This is a genomic window from Rhizobium sp. BT-226 (assembly GCF_025847085.2).
In the GTDB taxonomy this organism is placed as follows: Bacteria; Pseudomonadota; Alphaproteobacteria; order Rhizobiales; family Rhizobiaceae; genus Rhizobium; species Rhizobium sophorae.
Map to the genome: position 1 here is coordinate 1,668,574 of NZ_JAOYTI010000002.1, position 19,439 is coordinate 1,688,012.

Here is a 19,439-nt window from a genome sequence, read left to right on the forward strand (position 1 = left end):
GGCAGTTGAGATGAAAATCACCAGCGTTCGGCCGTGGCTCATCAGATCCGATGCTTCTTATTGGGGAGAGTTTCTGTTCGTCGAAGTGACGACCGACGAGGGGGTGAGCGGCTGGGGAGAGATCACCACCACGACAAGGCTCGCCAATCGCGCCCTCTGCACGATCCTGCGGCAGATCGGTGCCGCTGTGACAGGCGAGGACCCGGCGCGTATCGAGTATCTGTGGCACAAGATATTCCGCAGCTTCACCTACATGGGCAGTCGCGGCGCCGCAGTCGAATGCGTGAGCGCCATTGACATAGCCCTCTGGGACATCCGTGGCAAAGTCCTTGGTAAGCCGATTTATGAGCTCTTGGGCGGACCGGTGCGCGACGAAATTTCGCTCTACACCCATCCCGACCAGCGCAAGTTTACCAGCAAGGAGGCTGTGGTCCGGGAAATTCGAGACATCGTCGAGTCGGGCCACACTGCGCTCAAGTTCGATCCTTTCCCCCACCAGGGCCGCATCGCCGATGGACAGGCTCGCGAGCAGCGGGATGGTTACCTCGATGGCAGCATGACCCGCAAGGATGAGCGTGAGGCCGCCGAACTCACCGCCCTGATCCGCGAAACAGCGGGCTCTGATGTCGATATCCTCATCGATGCGCATGGCCGGTTCGACGTTCCCACCGCCATTCGCCTCTGTCGGAGCCTCGAGGAAGCCGGTCAGATCGACTGGTTCGAGGAGCCCTGTCCGCCTGAGAGCCTCAACGCCCTCAAGCAGGTCCGTGAGAAGGTCAGCGCCGCTATATCCTGGGGCGAGCGCGGCCACACGAAATGGGATTTCGTGCCGGTGCTCGAAAACAAGCTCGCCGACTACATCATGCCTGATGTCACCTGGACCGGCGGCATTACCGAACTCAAGAAGATTTCTGCCCTGTGCGAAGCCTACTACATCCCGGTCTCGCCGCATGACGCCGCAGGGCCGATCAACGTGGTTGCGGGAGCGCAGGTGATGATGACCGTTCCTAATTTCTACAAACTTGAAACGTCGGAGTGGAACCTGGGCAAATACGATCACCTCATCGACAGACCACTCGATGTTTCGAACGGCAGCCTTAAGCTTACGCCCAAGCCTGGTCTCGGCGTCGAAATGAACCGCGACTACCTTCAAAACCACGAGATAGAGCTGGATTAGCGACGCTCTATGCCGCCGCAGCCGCGCGCGGCGACGAACCCCGCCGACAGAACGAGGATAAATCATGCCAGAGGCAGATGGAGCCGACGAGGCGCTCAATCGGGTGAACACGCATTCCAAGCCATCCGACCTTCGCATTACCGACATGCGGGTCGCCGAAATTGTCGGCGCGCCGTTCACCTCGGTGCTGCTCAAGATTTACACCAACCAGGGCATCGTCGGGCTTGGCGAGGTGCGCGACGGCGCCAGCGCCACCTACGCGCTGCTGCTGAAAAGCCGGTTGCTTGGCGAGAACCCTTGCAACATCGATCGACTGTTTCGCCGGATCAAGCAGTTCGGCGGGCACGGCCGGCAAGGCGGCGGCGTATCGGCGGTTGAAATCGCATTGTGGGATCTTGCCGGCAAGGCCTATGGCGTCCCTATCTACCAGATGCTCGGCGGCCGGTTTCGGGAGAAAGTGCGCGTCTACTGTGACACTGATGCCACCGTGCCGAGCGGCACCGAGACCGGCAGGCGCCTCAAGCAGCGCATGGAGCTCGGCTTCACTTTCCTCAAGATGGATTTGGGATTGATGCAGATTGCGGATGTGCCCGGTGCGGTCGTGTCTCCTGCCGGCTCACTTGAAGGGTACCGCGACCATCCCGGCCGCGGCCCGCTGAAGACCATTGAAGAGCGGCGCGTCCGCAACGCTGCATACGATTTGCATAACGTCCCGCACCCGTTTACCGGCCTGCACTTTTCCGACAAGGGCCTCGACTTCCTTGAGCAATACATTGCCGAGGTTCGTGAGGTCATCGGCATGGATGTGCCGCTCGCCATCGACCATATCGGCCATATTTCAGTGCAGAACGGCATTCGCCTTGCCAGGCGCATTGAAAAATACGTGCCAGCCTGGCTCGAGGACGTGATCCCGTGGCAATATAGCGAGCAATACCGACAATTGCAGGACTCCACCACGGTGCCGATCTGCACCGGCGAGGACATATACCTCAAGGAGGGCTTCGAGCCTCTGCTCAAGAGCGGCGGCGTCTCCATTATCCACCCGGACCTGCTCACCAGTGGGGGCATCCTCGAGACCAAGAAGATCGGAGATATGGGCCAGGACCATGGTGTCGCCATGGCTATCCACATGGCAGAAAGTCCAATCGCCGCAATGGCCGCCGCACATGTGGCGACCGCGACCGAAAATTTCATGGCGCTCGAATACCACTCCGCCGATGTCGACTGGTGGGACGATATCGTCACCGGCCTTCCCAAGCCGCTGGTGAAGGACGGCTTCATCACTGTTCCGGACAAGCCGGGCCTGGGGATTGACGACGTCGTCGACGAGGTGATCTCGCAGCATCTGCAGCCGGGTGTCACCGGCATCTGGCAGCCCACGGATCACTGGGACGATGAATATTCCTGGGATCGCACCTGGAGCTGAGGCGAAAAGGAACGAAGATGAAGATCACCGATCTGCGCTGCGCCGTTATCGGCAAACACCCGATCGTCCGCATCGTTACGGACGAGGGCCTCTATGGCTTGGGTGAAGTCGAATTCACCAAGTCCTACCTCAAACCCTTTGTGCTGCATTTCCGCGAAGCGCTGATCGGCGAGGACCCGACCGACGTCGAGAGAGTGATGCTGAAGATCCGCCAACGCGGCTCTTTCAAGCCGTACGGCGCGGCGGTGAGCGCTATCGAGCACGCGCTGTGGGATATTGCCGGCAAGGCCGCGGGGGTGCCCGTCTATAAACTGCTCGGCGGCAAGGTGCGGGACAAGGTGCGCGTCTACAATGGCTCGATTCGCCAGAAACGCACGGGCGACCGGCCGGAGGATTACGCCGCTGACGTCAAATGGATGATGGAGCAGCCGCAGAACTTCTTCATGGTCAAGCAAGGAATCTCCTTCCACTCCAACATGAAGGACACCATCGAGGACTTCCACTACGGCGTGACGCAGAAGAAGGCCGGCTATCACGGCGCCATGGATCAGGGCGCAATCAGCGAGCGCGGTTTCAATCACATGCTCGACTGCGTGATCGCGATGAAGGAAGTGCTGGGCGACAAAGTCAGCCTGGCGCTCGACTGCGGCCCGGGCTGGATGCTGCCCGATGCGATCAAGTTCGCTCGCGCGGTCGAGAAGTACAATTTGATGTGGCTCGAGGACATGCTGACTGGCGACTACGTGCCATGGGTCAATCCGCAGGCCTATCGGGAACTGACAACCTCCACCTCGACGCCAATCCACACCGGTGAGCAGATCTACCTGCGGCACAATTTCAAGGAACTGATCGAGACGCAGGCGGTGCGCGTCATCGGCCCCGATCCAGCCGATATTGGCGGCATTGCCGAGCTCAAATGGGTCGCCGAGCACGCCTACATGCACTCGATCCTGATGGCACCGCACGGCGTCGCTAACGGCCTGCTGGGCCTCGGCGCGTTGATCAATGTCTGCGCCACCTTGCCGGCAAATTACATCGCGTTCGAATATCCGAGCGCCTCCGATCCCTGGTGGGAGGATCTGGTAATCGGCTTGCCGCCGCAGATTGTGAAGGACAGCATGGTGGACCTACTGGAAACGCCGGGGCTGGGCCTCGATATCGACGCCGAAGCGGCCAGGAGATATCTCAGAGAAGAGGATGTGGGCTTCTTCGACTGAACCTCTCTGCGCCTGCACAACATGAATCGTCTACGCAATTACTGTCCGGAATGACACGTTTCGGGTCATGCATCATACAAGCGCTTTCTCTTCCAGGGCGTCTGAGATCAACTTCGCGCCATATACTCCTTCACCAGTCCCTCATACGCGTCCATCTCAGGCAGCGCTTCGTAGCTATATATCGCCCCGGTCTCGGCGAATGACAGTTTCTCGCTCGTCCATGTCTCGATGAAGGGCGTGAACCAGCTGGGGTCGTCGAGCATGGTCGCGCGCAGATTGACGAACCAGTCCATGGCTTCCGGCCGGGTGAACATCCAGCTCATGCAATGCGGGCAGAAATAGTGCTTCGTGACGCCATGCAGGCCGCCGATGACCGGCTCGCCCTGTAGCACCTCAAAGCCTTCGCTGGGGATGGCCGCACTCAGCGAATAGGCGCTTGATGTCATCCTCTGGCACCCCGTGCAATGGCAGGCCATGGTGAGCAGCGGCGGGGCACTGATCTTCAGCCGCACCCGGCCGCAACGGCAGCCGCCTTCCATGGGTAAAGTTCGCTCGCTCATGATGTCCTCCCGTTTTTGCCTTCTGATCTAGCGGAGCTTTCGTCGCTGTCGAGGTGCGAGGTCATCGCGGAATGGCGGCCTTGCCGGCGTTATCGGATGCAGGCCGGATTGCCGACCATGGTAGCGCCGGCCGGCACATCCCTGGTCACCACCGCACCGGCGCCGACGATCGCACCGTCGCCGATGGTGATGCCGCCGAGGACGATGGCGCTGCCGCCGATCCAGACATCGCTGCCGATGGTGACCGGCCGGGCGATCTCGATGCCTGTGCTGCGCAGTGCCGGATCCTTGTGATGCTCGGCGCAATAGATCTGCACGCCGGGGCCGAACATGCTGCGGTCGCCGATGGTCACCCGGCCGGAATCGAGGATGGTGCAGCCGGCATTGAAATAGACGCGCTCGCCAAGAGTGATATTGATGCCGTAGGAGCAGTGAAACGGCGCTTCTATGAAGATATCGGGTGCGGACTGCGCAAAAAGCGCCCTCAGGGTCGGTGCGACGGCGCCGCGCTCATCCGGCGGCAGCGTGTTATGCGCGTGGACCGCGGCACGCGCCTGCCGGCGCAAGAGATCGAGCTCGTCATCGAGACAGCAATACCATTCGCCTGCCGCCATCTTTTCGCGTTCGCTCGCCGGCATCGCATCACCCCTCACGCCGAGGCCTGCGACAGCATTTCGACCTCTTGCCGATCGATCAGGCTGACCCAGGCGCGCGCGATGGCAAGGCCCGCGGCATCGGCGGCACCGGCGTGTCTTGCTGCCAGTTCGGCATGGTTCTCCAGCCAGCCCGGCGCAATGCGCGCGATCGTGTCGGGAAATTCGGCCTTCCATTGCTCGACGACCGCTGAATTGGCCTCGAAATGGAACTGGGTGCCATAAACGGCGCGGCCGATACGAAAGGCCTGGTTCTCGGCAACAGGGCTCGAGGCAAGACGCACGGCGCCCTCAGGCAGGGAGAACGTATCGGCATGCCATTCGAAGATGGTGAACTCGCCGCCAAGCGCCGACAGCAGCGGATCGGCCCGGCCTTCACCGGTGACGCCGATCTCGTGCCAGCCGAATTCGCGGGCGGCGCCCAAGAGATTCTCGGCGCCATAGGCGCGGGCGAGGATCTGGCTGCCGAGGCAGATGCCGAGCACGGCCTTGCCGGCATCGCCGAAGCGGCGCGTGAGCCGGACGAGCTCCGGCAGATAGGGATGCGTTTCGTCATCCAGCGCGCTCTGCTCGCCGCCGAGCACGACCAACGCGTCATGGCCGGATATGTCTCGCGGCAGGATGCCGTCCTGCCACACCCGGAACCACTCGATCTCTGCTCCTGCCTCGTCGAGGGCCGCGGCAAGTGCACCAAGGCCGGTATTCCGCATGTTTTCGATGACTGCGACGCGCATAGGCTCTTCCTGGTATGGCCGACCACGGGAAGAGACCATGCCGGAGGACGGCGCGCAAGACGCTTGTGCGAAGCGATTGCGCGGACGCGCCACAGGGCTTAAATCTCAGCAAACGAAAGGACATCACCATGACCGAAAAAGCCCGTGTCACGATCCTCTACTGCACCCAGTGCAACTGGCTGCTGCGCGCCAGCTGGATGGCGCAGGAACTGCTGCACACCTTTTCCGACAGCCTCGGTGAGGTGGCGCTGATCCCCGCCACCGGCGGCAATTTCGAGATCCGCGTCAATGGCGATCTGATCTGGGAGCGCAAGCGCGACGGCGGCTTTCCCGGGCCGAAGGAGCTGAAACAGCGGGTCCGCGACATCGTCGAGCCCGGTCGCGATCTCGGCCATGTCGACCGCGCCTCGCTGGAAAGCTGACGGCTCAGCGATAGGGCGAGCGGCAGGTCTTGTAGATGCCCTCATAAGTGAGGAAACGATCGGTCCTCGGATTGTAGGAACGGTACTCGTTGCTGCACCAGGCGGCATGGCTGTTCATGTCGCGCGGCTTCGGCTGCACCCTTTGCACCGGCGGCGGATCATAGGTCAGCTGCGGCCGGCCAGCAGCACCCGGCTGGTAATAAGTCGGCCCCGTCGCGCCGCGCGGCCGGTAGTTCGGCTGGACATAGGCGGGACGATGCCATTGCTGCGGCCCGAAACCGAAGCAGCCGCGAAAATCGCAAAGCGTCGATCCGGTGTTGAGCGGCCCGACCCCCGGCTTGCCGAGCTTCAACGAATCAGCCTCGGCGACTGCAGGCGTGAGAATGGCGAGAAGGCCGGCGAGCAATAGCGTGCGAGGAGCGGGCATGAGGCATTCCTTTCGATATTTCCTCTATATAGGGCGGACCAGCCGGAGCGCTATGCCCGCCTTGGGCCACTCCCGCCCATGTGATCGGCAGCTTTCTCGCCAAGTGTCAGAAAAACTTCAAAAACCCAGTTGACAGTCAGGAGCCACCCCCTTACATCGCTCTCCGTCGCCCAGATGGCGGAATTGGTAGACGCGCCAGCTTCAGGTGCTGGTACCCGAAAGGGTGTGGAGGTTCGAGTCCTCTTCTGGGCACCATTCCATTCTTGATCGCTACCAAGATCAAGGAGTTAAGCCTTTCCAGCTAAGTTATGCATTGGTGCCTTGTAGCAAAGGCCAGCCACGATGCGCTTGAGGCTGTTCACTCGATAGCTCCCAAGAACTCTCCGAAATCCAGATTTCTGGACGCTTATTCCCACAGCTCTCGATAGCGGCCTCCATTGACTCCCTCACCCCCAAATGCGAACATATAGCGAACATAATGGAGTCTTGCGATGATCCGATACGCCACGTCCGCAGCCGGTAACCCCCAGCCGCCAAAGGCGCGCGAGGTGTCGGCTACCGAGCCGGCCGTTGAAATGCCTCCCTCCAGGTCGGTCGTTGAGGTGACCTCTGCCGGTGCGGTGCTTGCTGCCTCCCCGCTGCTTCCCAGCGCCGAGTCAGACGAGCTAGGCTCCGACACTCTGCCGAAGACCACCAAACGACCACGCCGTGCGGCAACAAAACGTAAGGCTAAGGTCGCCGAGGCAGACGACACTCCACTCCAGCTCAGTCTGGAGGCTTAGCCGCACGATCCGGCCAAGGTATGGCGGCAGCGAACTCCCACCATAGTCTATATAGCACTTCGGAAATCCGAAATTGGCTGCGGGCCTGAAATCATTGGATGTTTCTCCAGGATGACACCCCGCGAAAGGCGGCGAATTTCGGAATCCCGAAGCGGGGAATTTCGGGATTCCGAAGTGGGATTTTTTTCTTCGGGCCGACGCGCCGGGCCTTTGCCGGGGGCAATCGGCCGGCAGTATCTGACGCTTTCCTATCAGGATCAGCCGCTTTCTGTTCGGATCAATCGCGCCCGCTTGGCTCCCTCGCAAAACTGGAAGGACGTGCCCTTCGGCCAAACGGGATGTCCCGAATGGCACGTTGTTCCATTGCTCAACGCACGGCCTGCGAAACGCGCGGCTGCCCGTTCCGACACTCCCGCAAGCCTCGCACAAGAACGAAATCGGATACCGGGGCAAGGATGAACATACGGCCGTTCCGCCTGTAAAGAGCCCGGGCGGCTCTGTGGGTGGTCGGGAAACCTGACTAGACACTCTGGAGTTCGCTTGGGATGAAAGTCGTAATTCTCGCCGGTGGCCTTGGCTCTCGTCTTGCCGAGGAGACCAGTATCCGACCCAAGCCTCTGGTCGAAATAGGCGGCATGCCGATCCTCTGGCACATCATGAGCATCTATGCCCATCATGGGCTCGATAATTTCATCATCTGCGCCGGCTACAAGGGCTACATGATCAAGGAATATTTCGTAAACCTTGTTCTGCACCACAACGACATCACCGTCGACCTCGCCTCCAACAGCATCAATTATCACGGCGGCACGCGGCCGAACTGGCGCGTGACTGTGGTCGATACCGGCATACATTCGATGACCGGCGGGCGTATTGCGCGCATTCGCGACCACCTGACACCCGGCGAGCCTTTCTGCATGACCTATGGTGATGGCGTCGGCGATATCGATATTGCCGCCGAACTCGCCTTCCATCGCGATCATGGCCTGAAGGCAACCATGTGCGCGGTGACGCCGCCTGGCCGCTTCGGCGCCACCAACATCGAAAATGACATGGTGACCGCCTTCATCGAGAAGCCGAAGGGCGACGGTCAGCGGATCAACGGCGGCTTCTTCGTTCTCGACCCCTCGGTCATCGATCTCATTGGCGGAGACGAGACGATATGGGAGGCCGGCCCGCTGGAATGGCTGGCGGCGAACAAGCAGCTTGCAGCCTTCCGTCACGACGGTTTCTGGCAGCCGATGGACACGCTTCGCGAACGCCACCAGCTCGAAGAACTCTGGAGCTCCGGAAAGGCGCCGTGGAAAATATGGGCCTAACGAACTTCTGGAAGGGCAGGCGCGTGTTCCTGACCGGACATACCGGATTCAAAGGATCCTGGCTTTCTCTCTGGTTGGAAAAGCTCGGAGCAGAGGTGACGGCGGTCTCGCTGGAGCCCGAAACCAATCCTTCCCTCTATTTGCGGCTTTCGCCTTGGAACGGGCAGGGTCATCATATCGCCGACATCCGCGACGCGGTGGCGTTCAAGCAGCGGCTCATCGCTTTCGAGCCCGAAATCGTTATTCACATGGCAGCGCAGGCCTTGGTGCGGCGTTCATACGAAAATCCTGGCGAAACCTTCGCGACCAATGTGATGGGAACGGCGAACGTGCTCGATGCGGTGCGAGAAACGCCCGCGGTCAAGACCGTTCTCGTCGTCACCTCCGACAAGGTCTATGCCAATAATGGCAGCGGTGTGCCTTTCGTTGAGACGGATATGCTCGGCGGCAAGGACCCCTACTCCAACTCTAAAGCCTGTACCGAACTCGTCGTCCAGAGCTACCGGGACAGCTTCTTCAATGGGCACGACATTAGGGTCGCCACCGTGCGCGCCGGCAACGTCATCGGCGGCGGCGACTGGTCGAGAGACCGGCTAATACCGGATTTCATCCGCGCGTTCGAAAGCAACCAGCCGATCCTGCTGCGCTATCCCGAAGCAATCCGCCCCTGGCAGCACGTGCTGGAGCCGCTAAGCGGTTATCTCGCTTTTGCCCAGGCGCTGACAGCTGCCGGCGAGAGAGAACTGCCCGAGGCTCTCAATTTCGGTCCCGATCCGCAGAGCTTCGCGATGGTTTCCGAACTTGCAGAGGCACTTGGCCTCGCCCATGGCGTGAATGACGTCTGGAAGCCGGCGCCGGGAAAACATCTGCCGGAAGCGCCTGCCCTTACCTTGAGTTCTGCTTTGGCGCTCGACACCATCGGCTGGCGCCCGCGGCTCAGCCTGCAACAGACGATCGACTGGACGGCCGCCTGGTACAAGGCCAACCGCGAGGGCGCAGACATGCGCGCCTTCACGCTCGCCCAGATCGCGGCATATGAGGAAACAGGATCATGACAGCACATAATTGCCGCTTTTGCGATGCCCCGCTGAAGCAGCGTTTCGTCGACCTGGGATCGACGCCGCTCGCCAATGCCTATCTGACGGAGGAGCAGCTCAAACTGCCCGAGCCATCCTATCCGCTGCGCGCCTTCGTCTGCTCTGAATGCTGGCTGGTGCAGGCCGACGCCTTCGTTCCGCCGGAGGACATCTTCAGCCACTATGCCTATTTCTCCTCCTATAGCGACGGCTGGGTGGAACATGCGCGCCAGTTCACCATCATGGCACGGCAGCGTTTCGGCCTCGACGCCACATCGCAGGTCATCGAAGTCGCGAGCAATGACGGTTATCTGCTGAAGCATTTCGTCGAAGCCGGCGTGCCGGTGCTCGGTATCGAGCCGGCCGAAAACGTCGCCGAGGTCGCGCGCGCCATCGGCGTGCCGACAGAAGCGCGGTTCTTCGGCACAGCGACGGCTCAGGATCTCGTCTCGCGCGGGCACGCCGCAGACATCGTCATCGGCAACAACGTATTGGCGCATGTGCCTGACATCAACGATTTCGTCGGCGGGCTTTCGGCCGTACTGAAGCCGGACGGCGTCGTCAGCGTCGAATTCCCGCATCTGCTGCGGCTAATGGAAAACATCCAGTTCGACACTGTCTATCACGAGCATTTCTACTATCTGTCACTGCTTGCCGTCGAAAAAGTCTTCGCGGCGCACGGCCTCAAAGTGTTCGACGTGGAAGAACTGCCGACCCATGGCGGGAGTCTCCGCGTGCTTGCCTGCCGCGCAACATCCACGGCTCACGCAACCGGCCACGGCCTTGCCAAGGTCCACGCCGACGAGGTAGCCGCCGGCTTCGACAAGGTCGAGACCTACGAGGCCTTCCAGAGCCGCGTGGCGCCGATCAAGGATGGCCTGCTCGCCTTCCTCGCGGAAGCCAAACGCAGCGGTAAGAAGGTCGCCGCCTATGGCGCTGCCGCCAAGGGCAACACTTTGCTGAATTTCTGCGGCGTCGGCACGGATCTCATCGAATATGTCGTCGATCGCAATCCGCACAAGCAGGGGCATTTCCTGCCGGGGAGCAAACTGCCGATCTACGCGCCGGAGAAGATGGACGAGACGCAGCCGGATTACGTGCTCATCCTCCCTTGGAACATCAAGAATGAGGTCGTTGCAGCCAACAGCAGGGTCGGCGCCTGGGGGGGACGCTTCGCGGTCGCCGTGCCGGAACTGACGGTGCTCGGATGAAATTCGTTCCGACCGCGGTTTCGGGTGCCTTTGTCGTGGAAGTCGACGCACGCTCCGACGACCGGGGAATGTTCGCACGAACCTTCGACGCGCAGACCTTCGCGGCGCAGGGTCTCGTGCCCGTCTACCCGCAGTGCAATGTCTCGCAGAACCACAAGCGCGGGACGCTGCGGGGCATGCATTACCAGGCCGAGCCGCGACCGGAGATCAAGCTGGTGCGCGCCACGCGTGGCAGGGTCTTCGACGTGGCGGTCGATCTGAGGCCGGATTCGCCGAGCTATCTCAAATGGGCCTCCGTCGAGCTCGATGCCATCAGTCACAACGCCTTCTATATACCTGCCGGATGCGCACACGGCTTCCTGACGCTCGAAGAAGACTGCGAGCTCTTCTACCAGATGTCGGAAGTCTACGTACCGGAGCTTGCCCGCGGTGTTCGCTGGAATGACCCCGCCTTTTCCATCGCCTGGCCGTTCACGCCGAGCGTCATCAGCGAGCGCGACGCCGCGCTTGAGAGTTATAGCCAGGAGTCGAGCCTTTGAGCGAGATTAAACTCAGCGTCTGCATCCCAACCTATAATCGCGAACCCTATCTGCGAAGCGCGCTCGACCGTTTCCTGACGCACTACAAGTTCGATTTCCCTTATGAGGTCGTAATTTCGGACAATGCCTCGACCGACAATACGACGCAGGTCGTGGAGGAGTACATCGCCAAGGGTGTTCCGATCAGTTACTACCGGCGGGAGACCAATGGCGGATCGCTTGCCAACACGATCTGCGCCTTCCATCATGCCGTCGGCCAGTATGCTATCTATCATGCGGATGACGACTTCCTAGCGCCCGAAGGCTTGATCGAAGCCGTCAAATACATGGATGCCAATCCCGACGTCTCCGTTTGTCAGGCACCCTGGCATTTCTACGACGAAGTCAACGATCAGGATTTGTATCAGTTCTACACGATACAAAAGGAAGTAAAGTTCGCCCGCCGCAGCTTCGTGGAAGTCTTCCAGTTCGTGTGCGAGCGCCACATCTTTCCTGAAATTGGTCTCTATCGGGCTTCGGCCCTGCGCTCGTCCTGGGTTCCACGGGAATTCTGCTTCTGGGCTTTCTCCTATCTTGCGCATTTCCTCGATCAGGGCTCCGTCGTCTTCCTTCCAAAACCGTTTTACCGGTCCGTCGCGGTTTCAAAGATCGCACCGAACCGGCAACAGGCTGGCAACGACGACGTCATGACATCCTGGGATAAGTATCGCGGGGGGCTGGAATACTTCCTCCATATCGCTGCGAAGCGGGGCAATCTATCTCTTACCAAGGAGTCGCGCTTGGTCTTTGAGGAGCTTTGCAGAGCCTTCACACTGAACCGTATGTCGGTCGCGATCCGCTTCTGGGCGCAACGCAAAGACTTCATCAAAGCCTATGAACTCTACACCCGCATGTCGATCGGCGGCATGCCGAACCATCCGGAGTTGACGGCCCTGAAGGATCAGCTGCCACTGATGGTGGCGCTGCAGACACTCGCCTACCATGCCACCTCAACGGCGGGGATCACACATCTCATGCTCTGCGGCGTGGCCGACAAGAAGGCCCTGGAAGAGATGCTCTACGAACTCGGACTGGCGACCGAGATAAGAGTGGTCTCAGAGCCGAAGGTGCACAATCCCGACCAGCTCAAGAAGACGGTTGTCTTCCTGGCGGATGCGGCGCGCCATCAGCAGTTCGTGGGGCTTGGCTACAAGCCCAATCTCATCTTCAGCGAGCAGGACCTGACCCAGCACGTGATCATCTAAGCGGGGAGACCGGCGCGCCTAAGCCTCGCGCCAGTTTCATTAGTTAAACCAGATCCAATCTGCCTCAGTTGCGAGTTTCGGGCGCACATTCAGAGAACCAGGCATGAGCAACAGAATTTTCTACACAAAGCCCTCAATTACCGAGCTTGAGACACGGTACGCGACAGATGCCGCGGCCAATGGCTGGGGCGCGCGTTGCTATGACTACATCATTCGGTTCGAGCGCGATTTCGCGGCCTATCTCGGCAGCAGCACACATGCGATCGCGACATCGAGCTGCACCGGCGCCATGCATATGGGCCTGTCGGCCCTCGGCGTCGGGGCCGGCGACGAGGTCATTCTTGCCGACACGAACTGGGTTGCCACAGTTGCACCGATCGTGCATCTCGGCGCCAAGCCGGTGCTGGTCGACGTGCTGCCCGATACCTGGTGTATCAACCCGCTTGAAGTCGAGCGTGCCATAACCCCACGCACGAAAGCAATCATCACGACGCATATCTACGGCAATCTGTGCGATATGGACGCATTGATGAACATCAGCCGGCGAACCGGAGTTCCTGTCATCGAAGATGCAGCCGAAGCAATCGGTTCGGTCTGGCACGGACGTCGTGCCGGGTCGATCGGCGTATTCGGAACATTTTCCTTCCATGGCACCAAGACGCTGACGACAGGCGAAGGCGGCATGTTCGTCACCAGCGACGCGGCACTTTACGAAAGAGTTCTAACGCTCAGCAATCATGGACGCGCACGCGGACAGACCAAGCAATTCTGGCCCGATAACATTGGCTTCAAGTATAAGATGTCGAACATCCAGGCCGCGATCGGCTGCGCCCAGCTGGAGCGTATCGAAGAGCTTGTCACCCGAAAGCGCGAAATCCTCGCCTCCTATATGGTCCGGCTTTCTGCGTTGAACGGCATCAGCATGAATCCAGAATACACGGGTACACTGAATGGAGCCTGGATGCCGACTGCCGTATTTCATCCCGCAACCGGCGTCTCGCGCGAGATACTTCAGGCTGCGTTCAACGCAGCCGACATCGACGCGCGTGTCTTCTTCCATCCGCTTTCCAGCCTTTCGATGTTCGAAGACCGACCGGAAAATGTCAACGCCTGGAGCATTCCGGAACGCGCGATCAATCTGCCAAGCTATCATGATATGAGCGAAGCGGACATCGACCGTGTCGCCGATGTCCTTGTTGCCGCAGTACGCGGCGCCAGCCGCGTCCGGCAATCGGCATGAAATGCGGCACGTGCTCAGTCATTTCGCAATGAGGGCTCATGCCATGAATCCACCTTTGGTTATAGCGCCTTCTCCCGTGATCACTTTCAGAGATATTGCTGAAGAGCATTTACCGCAGCTTTTCGAAATGCGGCGCGACCTGTCTTTGCAGGCTTTGTTGCTCACAATCCCTGACGGTCTTGATGAGACCACGCTGCGTGCTTGGGTGGCGCGCCGGAAAGCTGAGATCGGCGGCATGTTCCGGATTATTGTCGATACCGCCTGTGGGGAGGCCGTAGGGTTTATCCAGGTCAACAGTGTCCATCGCAAGAACCGGACAGGCTATGGCGGTATCTGCCTTGCAGCAAAAGCGCGCAAAAGGGGCCTCGGCCAAGCGGCCCTGCGTGAACTCATCAAGGTTGCCGGGGACGAACTCGGCCTCATCAAACTGCTGTCTGAGGTGCGGGCCGACAACTTCGCTGCACTCCGTGCCCACCTGTCTGTCGGTTATCGCCTTGTCGGGACGCTTGAGAACCATTTTACCGACAGCAAGGGCAAGTTATACAACGTGTTCCTGCTCGAATGCGTACTAGGTGGGGAATGACATGACAACCGTCGTCATCACCCAACCGATGCTCTTTCCCTGGCCGGGTTTCTTCGAGCAGTTGATGCTGGCTGACAGCTATATTTATCTCGACGACATCCAGTTCTCGAAGGGTAGCTTTACCAACCGGATACAGCTTCTGCGCGGTAGCGACCGCTGCTGGATGACAGTTCCTCTTGCGGGGAAGGGTACGTTTCAAAAAATCTCCGAACTGCAGGCAGTTGGCGACGACTGGAAAAAAAGCCATCGCGAACTTCTGCGCCAATCCCTGCTGGGAGCCCCCTATATCAATGATGCACTGTCCATATTTGATACGGCCTACAACCAGTCTTCGCTGATCGATCTTTTGATCGCCAGCATCGAAGAGCCAGCCCGCTACATGGGCATCGGCCCCAATCGCAAGATTTCCAGGACAAGCGATATGGAAATTCCCGGCACATCCTGGCGGCGCGTTCTCGATATCGTCCTGCACGCCGGTGGTGATGCATATCTGACGGGCCACGGAGCAGCCAACTATCTCGACCACAACGTATTCGACGCTGAAGGCGTGCAGGTCAAATACATGAACTACAGCCGGACGACATGGCCCCAGCCGGGAGGTGCGTCAACACCTTATGTGTCGATCCTAGACCTTATCGCACGAATGGGTCCAGAGGCGCGTAACTGTCTCATCCCGGCCACCGTCGCGTGGCAAGACTTCCTGAAGGAGGAAACGGTAACATCATGACAATGATCAATAAAAACGTGCCCGACAATGCAGCAGAGGAATTCGCTTCGAAAGGTTATATCCTTCTCAAGCAATTTTACGACCCGGCAACTTTCATCGCGCCGATTCATGAAGGCATCCGCAAGATCGTCGAGTTCGTCTGCAAGAAGTACAATATCGATGCACCGACCGACACCGCCTTCGATGCCATGACCATCGCCTATCCGCAGGTCATTGCTCAGAACCGCGCCTGGGGCGGCGAAATCTACGACGCCATCAAGCATATTCCGGCTTTCCTGCGTCTGGTCTCCGACGCAGGTAACGAAGACATCTTCCAGCGGCTTCGTCCTGGCAGCGTGCCGGGCATCACCACCACTGGCTACGGCATGCGCATCGACAATCCCGGCGAAGAAAAATTCCGCGCACAGTGGCACCAGGAATTTCCTTCGCAACTTCGCAGCGTCGATGGCATCGTCTTCTGGACGCCGCTTCTGCCGATGAGCGAGGACATGGGCCCGGTTCAGATCGCCGAAGGTTCGCATGCCGAAGGCCTCGTTCCGGTCTATTCCGACGACGCAGGCGCCAGCAAGACCGGTGCATATGCATTGCATCTCGACCGTGCCGAAGAGAGGCTCGCCCGTTATAAGCATGTCGCGCCGCTGACGAATCCCGGCGATCTCGTCCTCATGGATTTCCTCACGCTGCATCAGTCGGGCCATAATGTTTCCAAGATGCCGCGCTGGAGCATCCAGTTCCGCTTCTTCAACTATGCGGACCCGCTCGGCATCCGCATCGGTTGGCAGGGCTCCTTCATGGCAGGCGTCGACTTCAAGGTCGTTCTGCCTGAGCTCGTTGCGACGCGCGAGGAAGCTGCATGAAAAACTGCCGCGTTTGCGGTGGAGTGATCGCGACGCCGGCCTATGAAACGCCGGCGCCAGCTCTCACATCCATCATGACGTTTCTGGATATTCCGACGCGCGTCTTCATATGCGACGGCTGCGGCCACGCACAATGCGACGACATTCCGGATATCCAGGCATTCTACGACACCGGCTACCGCATCTCGCTGAACAGCGACAATCACGACCAGATTTTCGCGGTGAAGCCCGATGGCTCCGTCATCTACCGAACCGATCACCAGACAGATATCTCGCTGCGGTTGCTTGACCTGCCTGCGGGCGCAACGCTGCTGGATTACGGGGCGGCAAAGGCCGATACACTCCGCAAGATGACCGTAGTGCGTCCGGATCTAAAGGCGCACGTCTTTGACGTTAGCGCTGACTACCAGGCCGCCTGGCAAGGTTGGGTGCCAGCTGACGCGCAGGCCATCTACAACGCACCCGAGAGCTGGAAAGGCTTCTTCGACGCCGCGATGAGCCACTTCGTGATCGAGCATGTAGCCGATCCCGTCGGCTTCATCCGTGATATCGGTGCGCTGCTGCGGCCGGGCGGTCTGTTGCTTCTGTCGCTGCCCAACGTTTCGGCCAATCCGGGTGATATGACTGTTGCGGATCACCTCAACCACTTCAGCCATGCCTCGCTTCGCTACGCCGCCGCCGCCGCAGGCTTTACGCTGAAGACGATCGATGACACTTCTTTTCCCGGGGCCTTCTTTGCCGTTGCGGAGAAGTGCGCGGTGCCTGTCGCACTCTTCGAGGATCGAGAGGCGGTCGCCGAAGCGGTGGCGCGCGCCCGCGAGATCTGCGACTTCTGGACGAAAGCCACCTTGCATCTCGACGATGCCGCAAGGCGGCTCTCCGGGAAGAGGGCGGCGATTTACGGGGCTGGCGCTTATGGGAGCTGGATCTGTAGCCGTATCGGCGAACATGTTGCGGTGACTGCGTTCCTCGACCAGAATCCGGGGCTGCAGAACACCGAACATTTCGGCCATCCAGTGATTGCGCCGGCGGCATTGGCGCACGACGCGGAAGCGCTGTTCATCGGCCTTAATCCTCTCAAGGCCCGCGCCGCGATCGGCAGCATGCCCTATCTGCAGAGGCCCGGGCTGGAATTGGTCTGGCTGGAGGCCTGAAACAAACAGATCGGCAACAGGCCCGACCCCGTCGCCGGCCTCACCGCACCGGCTGGTAGTGACCGCGGAGCGGAACTTTGCCACCCGAGGTAACGAAGCCGTCGCGTTCGCAGACATACATCAGCGTCGGCATGCCGCCCGAGCGGAAGATCTCGTCATAACGACGGCGGACCTGGACGGTTTGCGTGCGGCAATTGTAGGATTCCTCCTCCTTCTTGTCCGGCTGCGCCTTGACGCCGGGAAGACCCTTGTAGGGATAGAGGGGTTGAACGCCCGAATCGACCGATTTCGTCCAGTCGACGGCAAGCGCGGACGAGGGCGCAAGGCCGGACACGGCAACGAGCAATATCGGAAGCATCATCACAAGCCGCATGGCAACTCTCCTGCCGGCGTTGGTGGCCGCTCTGACGATGTAGGAAAGCTCAGCATCGTCATCAAGTTGCCGCAGCGGGCGGTTTCCTGAAATAACTTCTGATCACGGGATGACCGAAGAGGCCGGCAAGGATCGCAAAGCCGGCGCCGACGACAAAACCGGCAAGAAAACCGCCGATGACGCCGGCGACCAGCAGGATTTTCTTTCCCGGACCGTCGGCCTTGACCGGCGGTTCGGCCGGCGAGATGACGCGAATGTTACTCTGGTTGAGGTTCTGCTCCTCGCTCGTCTGGCTGGAGCGTTTCAGCACCGTCTCGTAAATATCGCGCGCCGCAGTCGCCTTGCGCTGCAATTCGTTCAATTCCACCTGCTTGTCCGACGAACTGGCGTGCAGCGCCTTCTGCACGGCAAGCTCCTTGGCGATGCTGTCCTCGGCGGCCTTAGCCTGCTCGTATTCGCCCCTTGCCGATGTGGCGAGACGCTGCAATTCGCCCCTGATTTCGCCTGATATGCTCTGCAGCGACGAGCGGGCCGCCTGCAGGCGCGGATGACGCGTGCCCATCTGGCTTTCGAGGCTACCGACGGCGGCGGCCTGGGTAGCATATTGCTGACGCAGGCTGACGAGCGGCGAGGTGACGCCGCCCTCCGTCTGGTTGCCGGCGACGATGTCCTCGACGCGGAGATTGGCGACGGCATCGGCGCGCGTCTTCGCCTGGATGGTCTTTTCCTGCGCCGTCACCAGCATCGTGTTCAGCGAAACGAGCCGCTGGTCGGAAATCAGATTGCCCTCGGTCGCGGCCATGTCATTGTCGGCGCGGAAGGTCTCGACGGCCTGTTCGGCCTCCAGCACCTTCTGGCGCAAATCGTTGAGGCGTCCGTCGAGCGTCGTGGAGGTGTTTTCGTAAATGCCGTTCGAAGCGCTGTTCTCCTCCTCGGTGAAGGAGGTGACGACCTGGTTGGCAAGCCTTGCGGATTTTTCGGGATCGTTGGTCGTGGCAGCAAGCGAGACGACATAGGTGCTGGCCTCACGGGTGATGACCAGCGCCTTCTGCAGAGTGCCGATCACGGCAGCGCCATCCGTCCGGCCGCCGGTGAATTCGGGATCCTGGTCGAGCTTCATGGCCTCGACGACGCGGCGGAGCACATTGCCCGAGGTCAATATCTGCACTTGGCTGTCGATCAGAGCCGAGATCATTTCCGGCGAGGGCCCCGACGATTGCGCGCCGGCATCGGCAAGGCCGATCTGGCGCGGATCGAAATAGAGACTGCTGACGGCGGTGAATTTCTGGGCGATGAGCGGCGCCAGCGCCCCACCGGCGAGGGCTCCAAGAAGCGCCAGGCCAAAGACGATCAGCCGCCGGCTCCAGATCGCGGCGATACTCGAGCGGAGGTCGAGAAGCGGTGCGGCAGACGCGGGCTCTGCCTTCGGCCGCGCATCCACGACAGGCTGTTTTTCAGGCGGAGGCGCCGGGCGCTCATATGGGCGGGTTTCCGCAAGGCTTGCCGGCGGCACGAAGGGGGGCGGGACGGGTTCGGGCGATGGCCGGACGAAATCATCCGGGCGGACGACAGGACTGCGCATTCGCACGCCTTCCGGCGCAGTCTGAGATGGCTCAAAACTGCGCCAGCCAGGGAGCCGGCTTACCCTGTTCCTGTCATACTGGTTCATACGCGCACTCGTGTCCTGCCCAGCGTGAAAGACTGAAGCCGAGGTGCCG

The 19,439-nt window shown here is 60.3% G+C and carries 21 protein-coding genes and 1 tRNA gene; 16 read left to right on the forward strand and 6 right to left on the reverse strand.

The genetic code is table 11. From position 1 onward, the window contains the following. The first annotated feature begins 10 nt into the window (after nucleotides 1-10). The 3 genes from OIU37_RS18515 (at nucleotide 11) to OIU37_RS18525 (ending at nucleotide 3,820) form a co-directional block, all read left to right on the forward strand. Nucleotides 11-1,177, forward strand: coding sequence for a mandelate racemase/muconate lactonizing enzyme family protein (locus tag OIU37_RS18515; protein WP_171601948.1), 1,167 nt, complete (start codon nucleotides 11-13; stop codon nucleotides 1,175-1,177). 64 nt (nucleotides 1,178-1,241) lie between these two features. Beyond that, nucleotides 1,242-2,603 carry a mandelate racemase/muconate lactonizing enzyme family protein gene (locus OIU37_RS18520; RefSeq protein WP_171601949.1) on the forward strand — a complete coding sequence of 454 codons (1,362 nt, stop codon included), beginning with the start codon at nucleotides 1,242-1,244 and terminating at the stop codon, nucleotides 2,601-2,603. Between the two features lie 17 nt (nucleotides 2,604-2,620). Next, complete coding sequence (locus tag OIU37_RS18525) at nucleotides 2,621-3,820, forward strand: mandelate racemase/muconate lactonizing enzyme family protein (RefSeq protein WP_171601950.1); 1,200 nt, start codon at nucleotides 2,621-2,623, stop codon at nucleotides 3,818-3,820. A 107-nt stretch (nucleotides 3,821-3,927) separates the two neighbouring features. Here OIU37_RS18525 and OIU37_RS18530 read toward each other — a convergent pair whose 3' ends face one another. From OIU37_RS18530 to OIU37_RS18540, 3 genes are all read right to left on the reverse strand, one after another. After that, nucleotides 3,928-4,380 (reverse strand): GFA family protein, encoded by a 453-nt coding sequence (locus tag OIU37_RS18530; protein ID WP_180694086.1) that lies wholly within the window; start codon nucleotides 4,378-4,380, stop codon nucleotides 3,928-3,930. A gap of 89 nt (nucleotides 4,381-4,469) precedes the next feature. Then, nucleotides 4,470-5,018 (reverse strand): sugar O-acetyltransferase, encoded by a 549-nt coding sequence (locus tag OIU37_RS18535; protein ID WP_264258287.1) that lies wholly within the window; start codon nucleotides 5,016-5,018, stop codon nucleotides 4,470-4,472. Nucleotides 5,019-5,029: 11 nt separating this feature from the next. Then, the gene (locus tag OIU37_RS18540) at nucleotides 5,030-5,806 is read right to left on the reverse strand and encodes a type 1 glutamine amidotransferase (protein ID WP_264258289.1); all 777 of its coding nucleotides are present in this window, start codon (nucleotides 5,804-5,806) and stop codon (nucleotides 5,030-5,032) included. 89 nt (nucleotides 5,807-5,895) lie between these two features. Between OIU37_RS18540 and OIU37_RS18545 the strand changes: the two genes are divergently transcribed. After that, on the forward strand, nucleotides 5,896-6,189 hold the full coding sequence (locus OIU37_RS18545; RefSeq protein WP_003544579.1) for a SelT/SelW/SelH family protein: 294 nt from the start codon (nucleotides 5,896-5,898) through the stop codon (nucleotides 6,187-6,189). A 4-nt stretch (nucleotides 6,190-6,193) separates the two neighbouring features. Here the strand turns inward: OIU37_RS18545 and OIU37_RS18550 are convergent, their stop codons facing one another. Further along, a complete protein-coding gene (locus OIU37_RS18550) occupies nucleotides 6,194-6,616 on the reverse strand; it encodes a BA14K family protein (RefSeq protein ID WP_182209019.1) in 423 nt (140 codons plus the stop codon). A gap of 168 nt (nucleotides 6,617-6,784) precedes the next feature. Here OIU37_RS18550 and OIU37_RS18555 point away from each other — a divergent pair. From OIU37_RS18555 to OIU37_RS18610, 12 genes are all read left to right on the forward strand, one after another. Further along, nucleotides 6,785-6,871 (forward strand) — tRNA-Leu (locus OIU37_RS18555). 236 nt (nucleotides 6,872-7,107) lie between these two features. Beyond that, entirely contained in the window at nucleotides 7,108-7,398 is a 291-nt protein-coding gene (locus OIU37_RS18560; RefSeq protein ID WP_319004740.1) for a poly(hydroxyalkanoate) granule-associated protein, read from the forward strand. Nucleotides 7,399-7,943: 545 nt separating this feature from the next. Continuing rightward, the gene (gene rfbF, locus OIU37_RS18565; protein WP_180694090.1) at nucleotides 7,944-8,717 is read left to right on the forward strand and encodes a glucose-1-phosphate cytidylyltransferase; all 774 of its coding nucleotides are present in this window, start codon (nucleotides 7,944-7,946) and stop codon (nucleotides 8,715-8,717) included. Beyond that, nucleotides 8,708-9,772, forward strand: coding sequence for a CDP-glucose 4,6-dehydratase (rfbG, locus tag OIU37_RS18570; RefSeq protein ID WP_264258501.1), 1,065 nt, complete (start codon nucleotides 8,708-8,710; stop codon nucleotides 9,770-9,772). Before rfbF ends, rfbG begins: the two co-directional genes overlap by 10 nt. Continuing rightward, nucleotides 9,769-11,004, forward strand: a complete 1,236-nt coding sequence (locus OIU37_RS18575; RefSeq protein WP_264258298.1) for a class I SAM-dependent methyltransferase — start codon at nucleotides 9,769-9,771, stop codon at nucleotides 11,002-11,004. The genes rfbG and OIU37_RS18575 overlap by 4 nt, the downstream gene beginning before the upstream one ends. Then, nucleotides 11,001-11,543, forward strand: a complete 543-nt coding sequence (gene rfbC / locus OIU37_RS18580) for a dTDP-4-dehydrorhamnose 3,5-epimerase (protein ID WP_180694093.1) — start codon at nucleotides 11,001-11,003, stop codon at nucleotides 11,541-11,543. The genes OIU37_RS18575 and rfbC overlap by 4 nt, the downstream gene beginning before the upstream one ends. Next, nucleotides 11,540-12,787: a glycosyltransferase family 2 protein gene (locus OIU37_RS18585; protein ID WP_264258301.1), complete on the forward strand. Its 1,248-nt coding sequence runs from the start codon at nucleotides 11,540-11,542 to the stop codon at nucleotides 12,785-12,787. The genes rfbC and OIU37_RS18585 overlap by 4 nt, the downstream gene beginning before the upstream one ends. Before the next feature lie 103 nt (nucleotides 12,788-12,890). Continuing rightward, the gene (locus tag OIU37_RS18590; RefSeq protein WP_264258304.1) at nucleotides 12,891-14,027 is read left to right on the forward strand and encodes a DegT/DnrJ/EryC1/StrS family aminotransferase; all 1,137 of its coding nucleotides are present in this window, start codon (nucleotides 12,891-12,893) and stop codon (nucleotides 14,025-14,027) included. Between the two features lie 43 nt (nucleotides 14,028-14,070). Further along, nucleotides 14,071-14,610, forward strand: a complete 540-nt coding sequence (locus tag OIU37_RS18595) for a GNAT family N-acetyltransferase (protein ID WP_246812963.1) — start codon at nucleotides 14,071-14,073, stop codon at nucleotides 14,608-14,610. 1 nt (nucleotide 14,611) lies between these two features. After that, entirely contained in the window at nucleotides 14,612-15,337 is a 726-nt protein-coding gene (locus OIU37_RS18600) for a WbqC family protein (protein WP_180694098.1), read from the forward strand. Continuing rightward, the gene (locus OIU37_RS18605; RefSeq protein ID WP_264258307.1) at nucleotides 15,334-16,194 is read left to right on the forward strand and encodes a phytanoyl-CoA dioxygenase family protein; all 861 of its coding nucleotides are present in this window, start codon (nucleotides 15,334-15,336) and stop codon (nucleotides 16,192-16,194) included. The genes OIU37_RS18600 and OIU37_RS18605 overlap by 4 nt, the downstream gene beginning before the upstream one ends. After that, nucleotides 16,191-17,348, forward strand: coding sequence for a class I SAM-dependent methyltransferase (locus OIU37_RS18610; RefSeq protein ID WP_264258309.1), 1,158 nt, complete (start codon nucleotides 16,191-16,193; stop codon nucleotides 17,346-17,348). Before OIU37_RS18605 ends, OIU37_RS18610 begins: the two co-directional genes overlap by 4 nt. Nucleotides 17,349-17,388: 40 nt before the next feature. On the opposite strand, the gene OIU37_RS18615 is transcribed toward OIU37_RS18610, so the two are convergent. Further along, complete coding sequence (locus OIU37_RS18615; protein ID WP_180694102.1) at nucleotides 17,389-17,721, reverse strand: hypothetical protein; 333 nt, start codon at nucleotides 17,719-17,721, stop codon at nucleotides 17,389-17,391. A gap of 61 nt (nucleotides 17,722-17,782) precedes the next feature. Beyond that, the gene (locus OIU37_RS18620) at nucleotides 17,783-19,390 is read right to left on the reverse strand and encodes a GumC family protein (protein ID WP_264258311.1); all 1,608 of its coding nucleotides are present in this window, start codon (nucleotides 19,388-19,390) and stop codon (nucleotides 17,783-17,785) included. Nucleotides 19,391-19,439: the final 49 nt, after the last annotated feature.

Excerpts from the sequence above, each read along its gene's own strand:
- OIU37_RS18515 (WP_171601948.1), top strand. The coding sequence starts at position 11 with ATGAAAATCACCAGCGTTCGGCCGTGGCTCATCAGATCCGATGCTTCT.
- OIU37_RS18520 (WP_171601949.1), top strand. The coding sequence starts at position 1,242 with ATGCCAGAGGCAGATGGAGCCGACGAGGCGCTCAATCGGGTGAACACG.
- OIU37_RS18525 (WP_171601950.1), top strand. The coding sequence starts at position 2,621 with ATGAAGATCACCGATCTGCGCTGCGCCGTTATCGGCAAACACCCGATC.
- OIU37_RS18530 (WP_180694086.1), bottom strand. The coding sequence starts at position 4,380 with ATGAGCGAGCGAACTTTACCCATGGAAGGCGGCTGCCGTTGCGGCCGG.
- OIU37_RS18535 (WP_264258287.1), bottom strand. The coding sequence starts at position 5,018 with ATGCCGGCGAGCGAACGCGAAAAGATGGCGGCAGGCGAATGGTATTGC.
- OIU37_RS18540 (WP_264258289.1), bottom strand. The coding sequence starts at position 5,806 with ATGGTCTCTTCCCGTGGTCGGCCATACCAGGAAGAGCCTATGCGCGTC.
- OIU37_RS18545 (WP_003544579.1), top strand. The coding sequence starts at position 5,896 with ATGACCGAAAAAGCCCGTGTCACGATCCTCTACTGCACCCAGTGCAAC.
- OIU37_RS18550 (WP_182209019.1), bottom strand. The coding sequence starts at position 6,616 with ATGCCCGCTCCTCGCACGCTATTGCTCGCCGGCCTTCTCGCCATTCTC.
- OIU37_RS18560 (WP_319004740.1), top strand. The coding sequence starts at position 7,108 with ATGATCCGATACGCCACGTCCGCAGCCGGTAACCCCCAGCCGCCAAAG.
- rfbF (WP_180694090.1), top strand. The coding sequence starts at position 7,944 with ATGAAAGTCGTAATTCTCGCCGGTGGCCTTGGCTCTCGTCTTGCCGAG.
- rfbG (WP_264258501.1), top strand. The coding sequence starts at position 8,708 with ATGGGCCTAACGAACTTCTGGAAGGGCAGGCGCGTGTTCCTGACCGGA.
- OIU37_RS18575 (WP_264258298.1), top strand. The coding sequence starts at position 9,769 with ATGACAGCACATAATTGCCGCTTTTGCGATGCCCCGCTGAAGCAGCGT.
- rfbC (WP_180694093.1), top strand. The coding sequence starts at position 11,001 with ATGAAATTCGTTCCGACCGCGGTTTCGGGTGCCTTTGTCGTGGAAGTC.
- OIU37_RS18590 (WP_264258304.1), top strand. The coding sequence starts at position 12,891 with ATGAGCAACAGAATTTTCTACACAAAGCCCTCAATTACCGAGCTTGAG.
- OIU37_RS18595 (WP_246812963.1), top strand. The coding sequence starts at position 14,071 with ATGAATCCACCTTTGGTTATAGCGCCTTCTCCCGTGATCACTTTCAGA.
- OIU37_RS18600 (WP_180694098.1), top strand. The coding sequence starts at position 14,612 with ATGACAACCGTCGTCATCACCCAACCGATGCTCTTTCCCTGGCCGGGT.
- OIU37_RS18605 (WP_264258307.1), top strand. The coding sequence starts at position 15,334 with ATGACAATGATCAATAAAAACGTGCCCGACAATGCAGCAGAGGAATTC.
- OIU37_RS18610 (WP_264258309.1), top strand. The coding sequence starts at position 16,191 with ATGAAAAACTGCCGCGTTTGCGGTGGAGTGATCGCGACGCCGGCCTAT.
- OIU37_RS18615 (WP_180694102.1), bottom strand. The coding sequence starts at position 17,721 with ATGCGGCTTGTGATGATGCTTCCGATATTGCTCGTTGCCGTGTCCGGC.
- OIU37_RS18620 (WP_264258311.1), bottom strand. The coding sequence starts at position 19,390 with ATGAACCAGTATGACAGGAACAGGGTAAGCCGGCTCCCTGGCTGGCGC.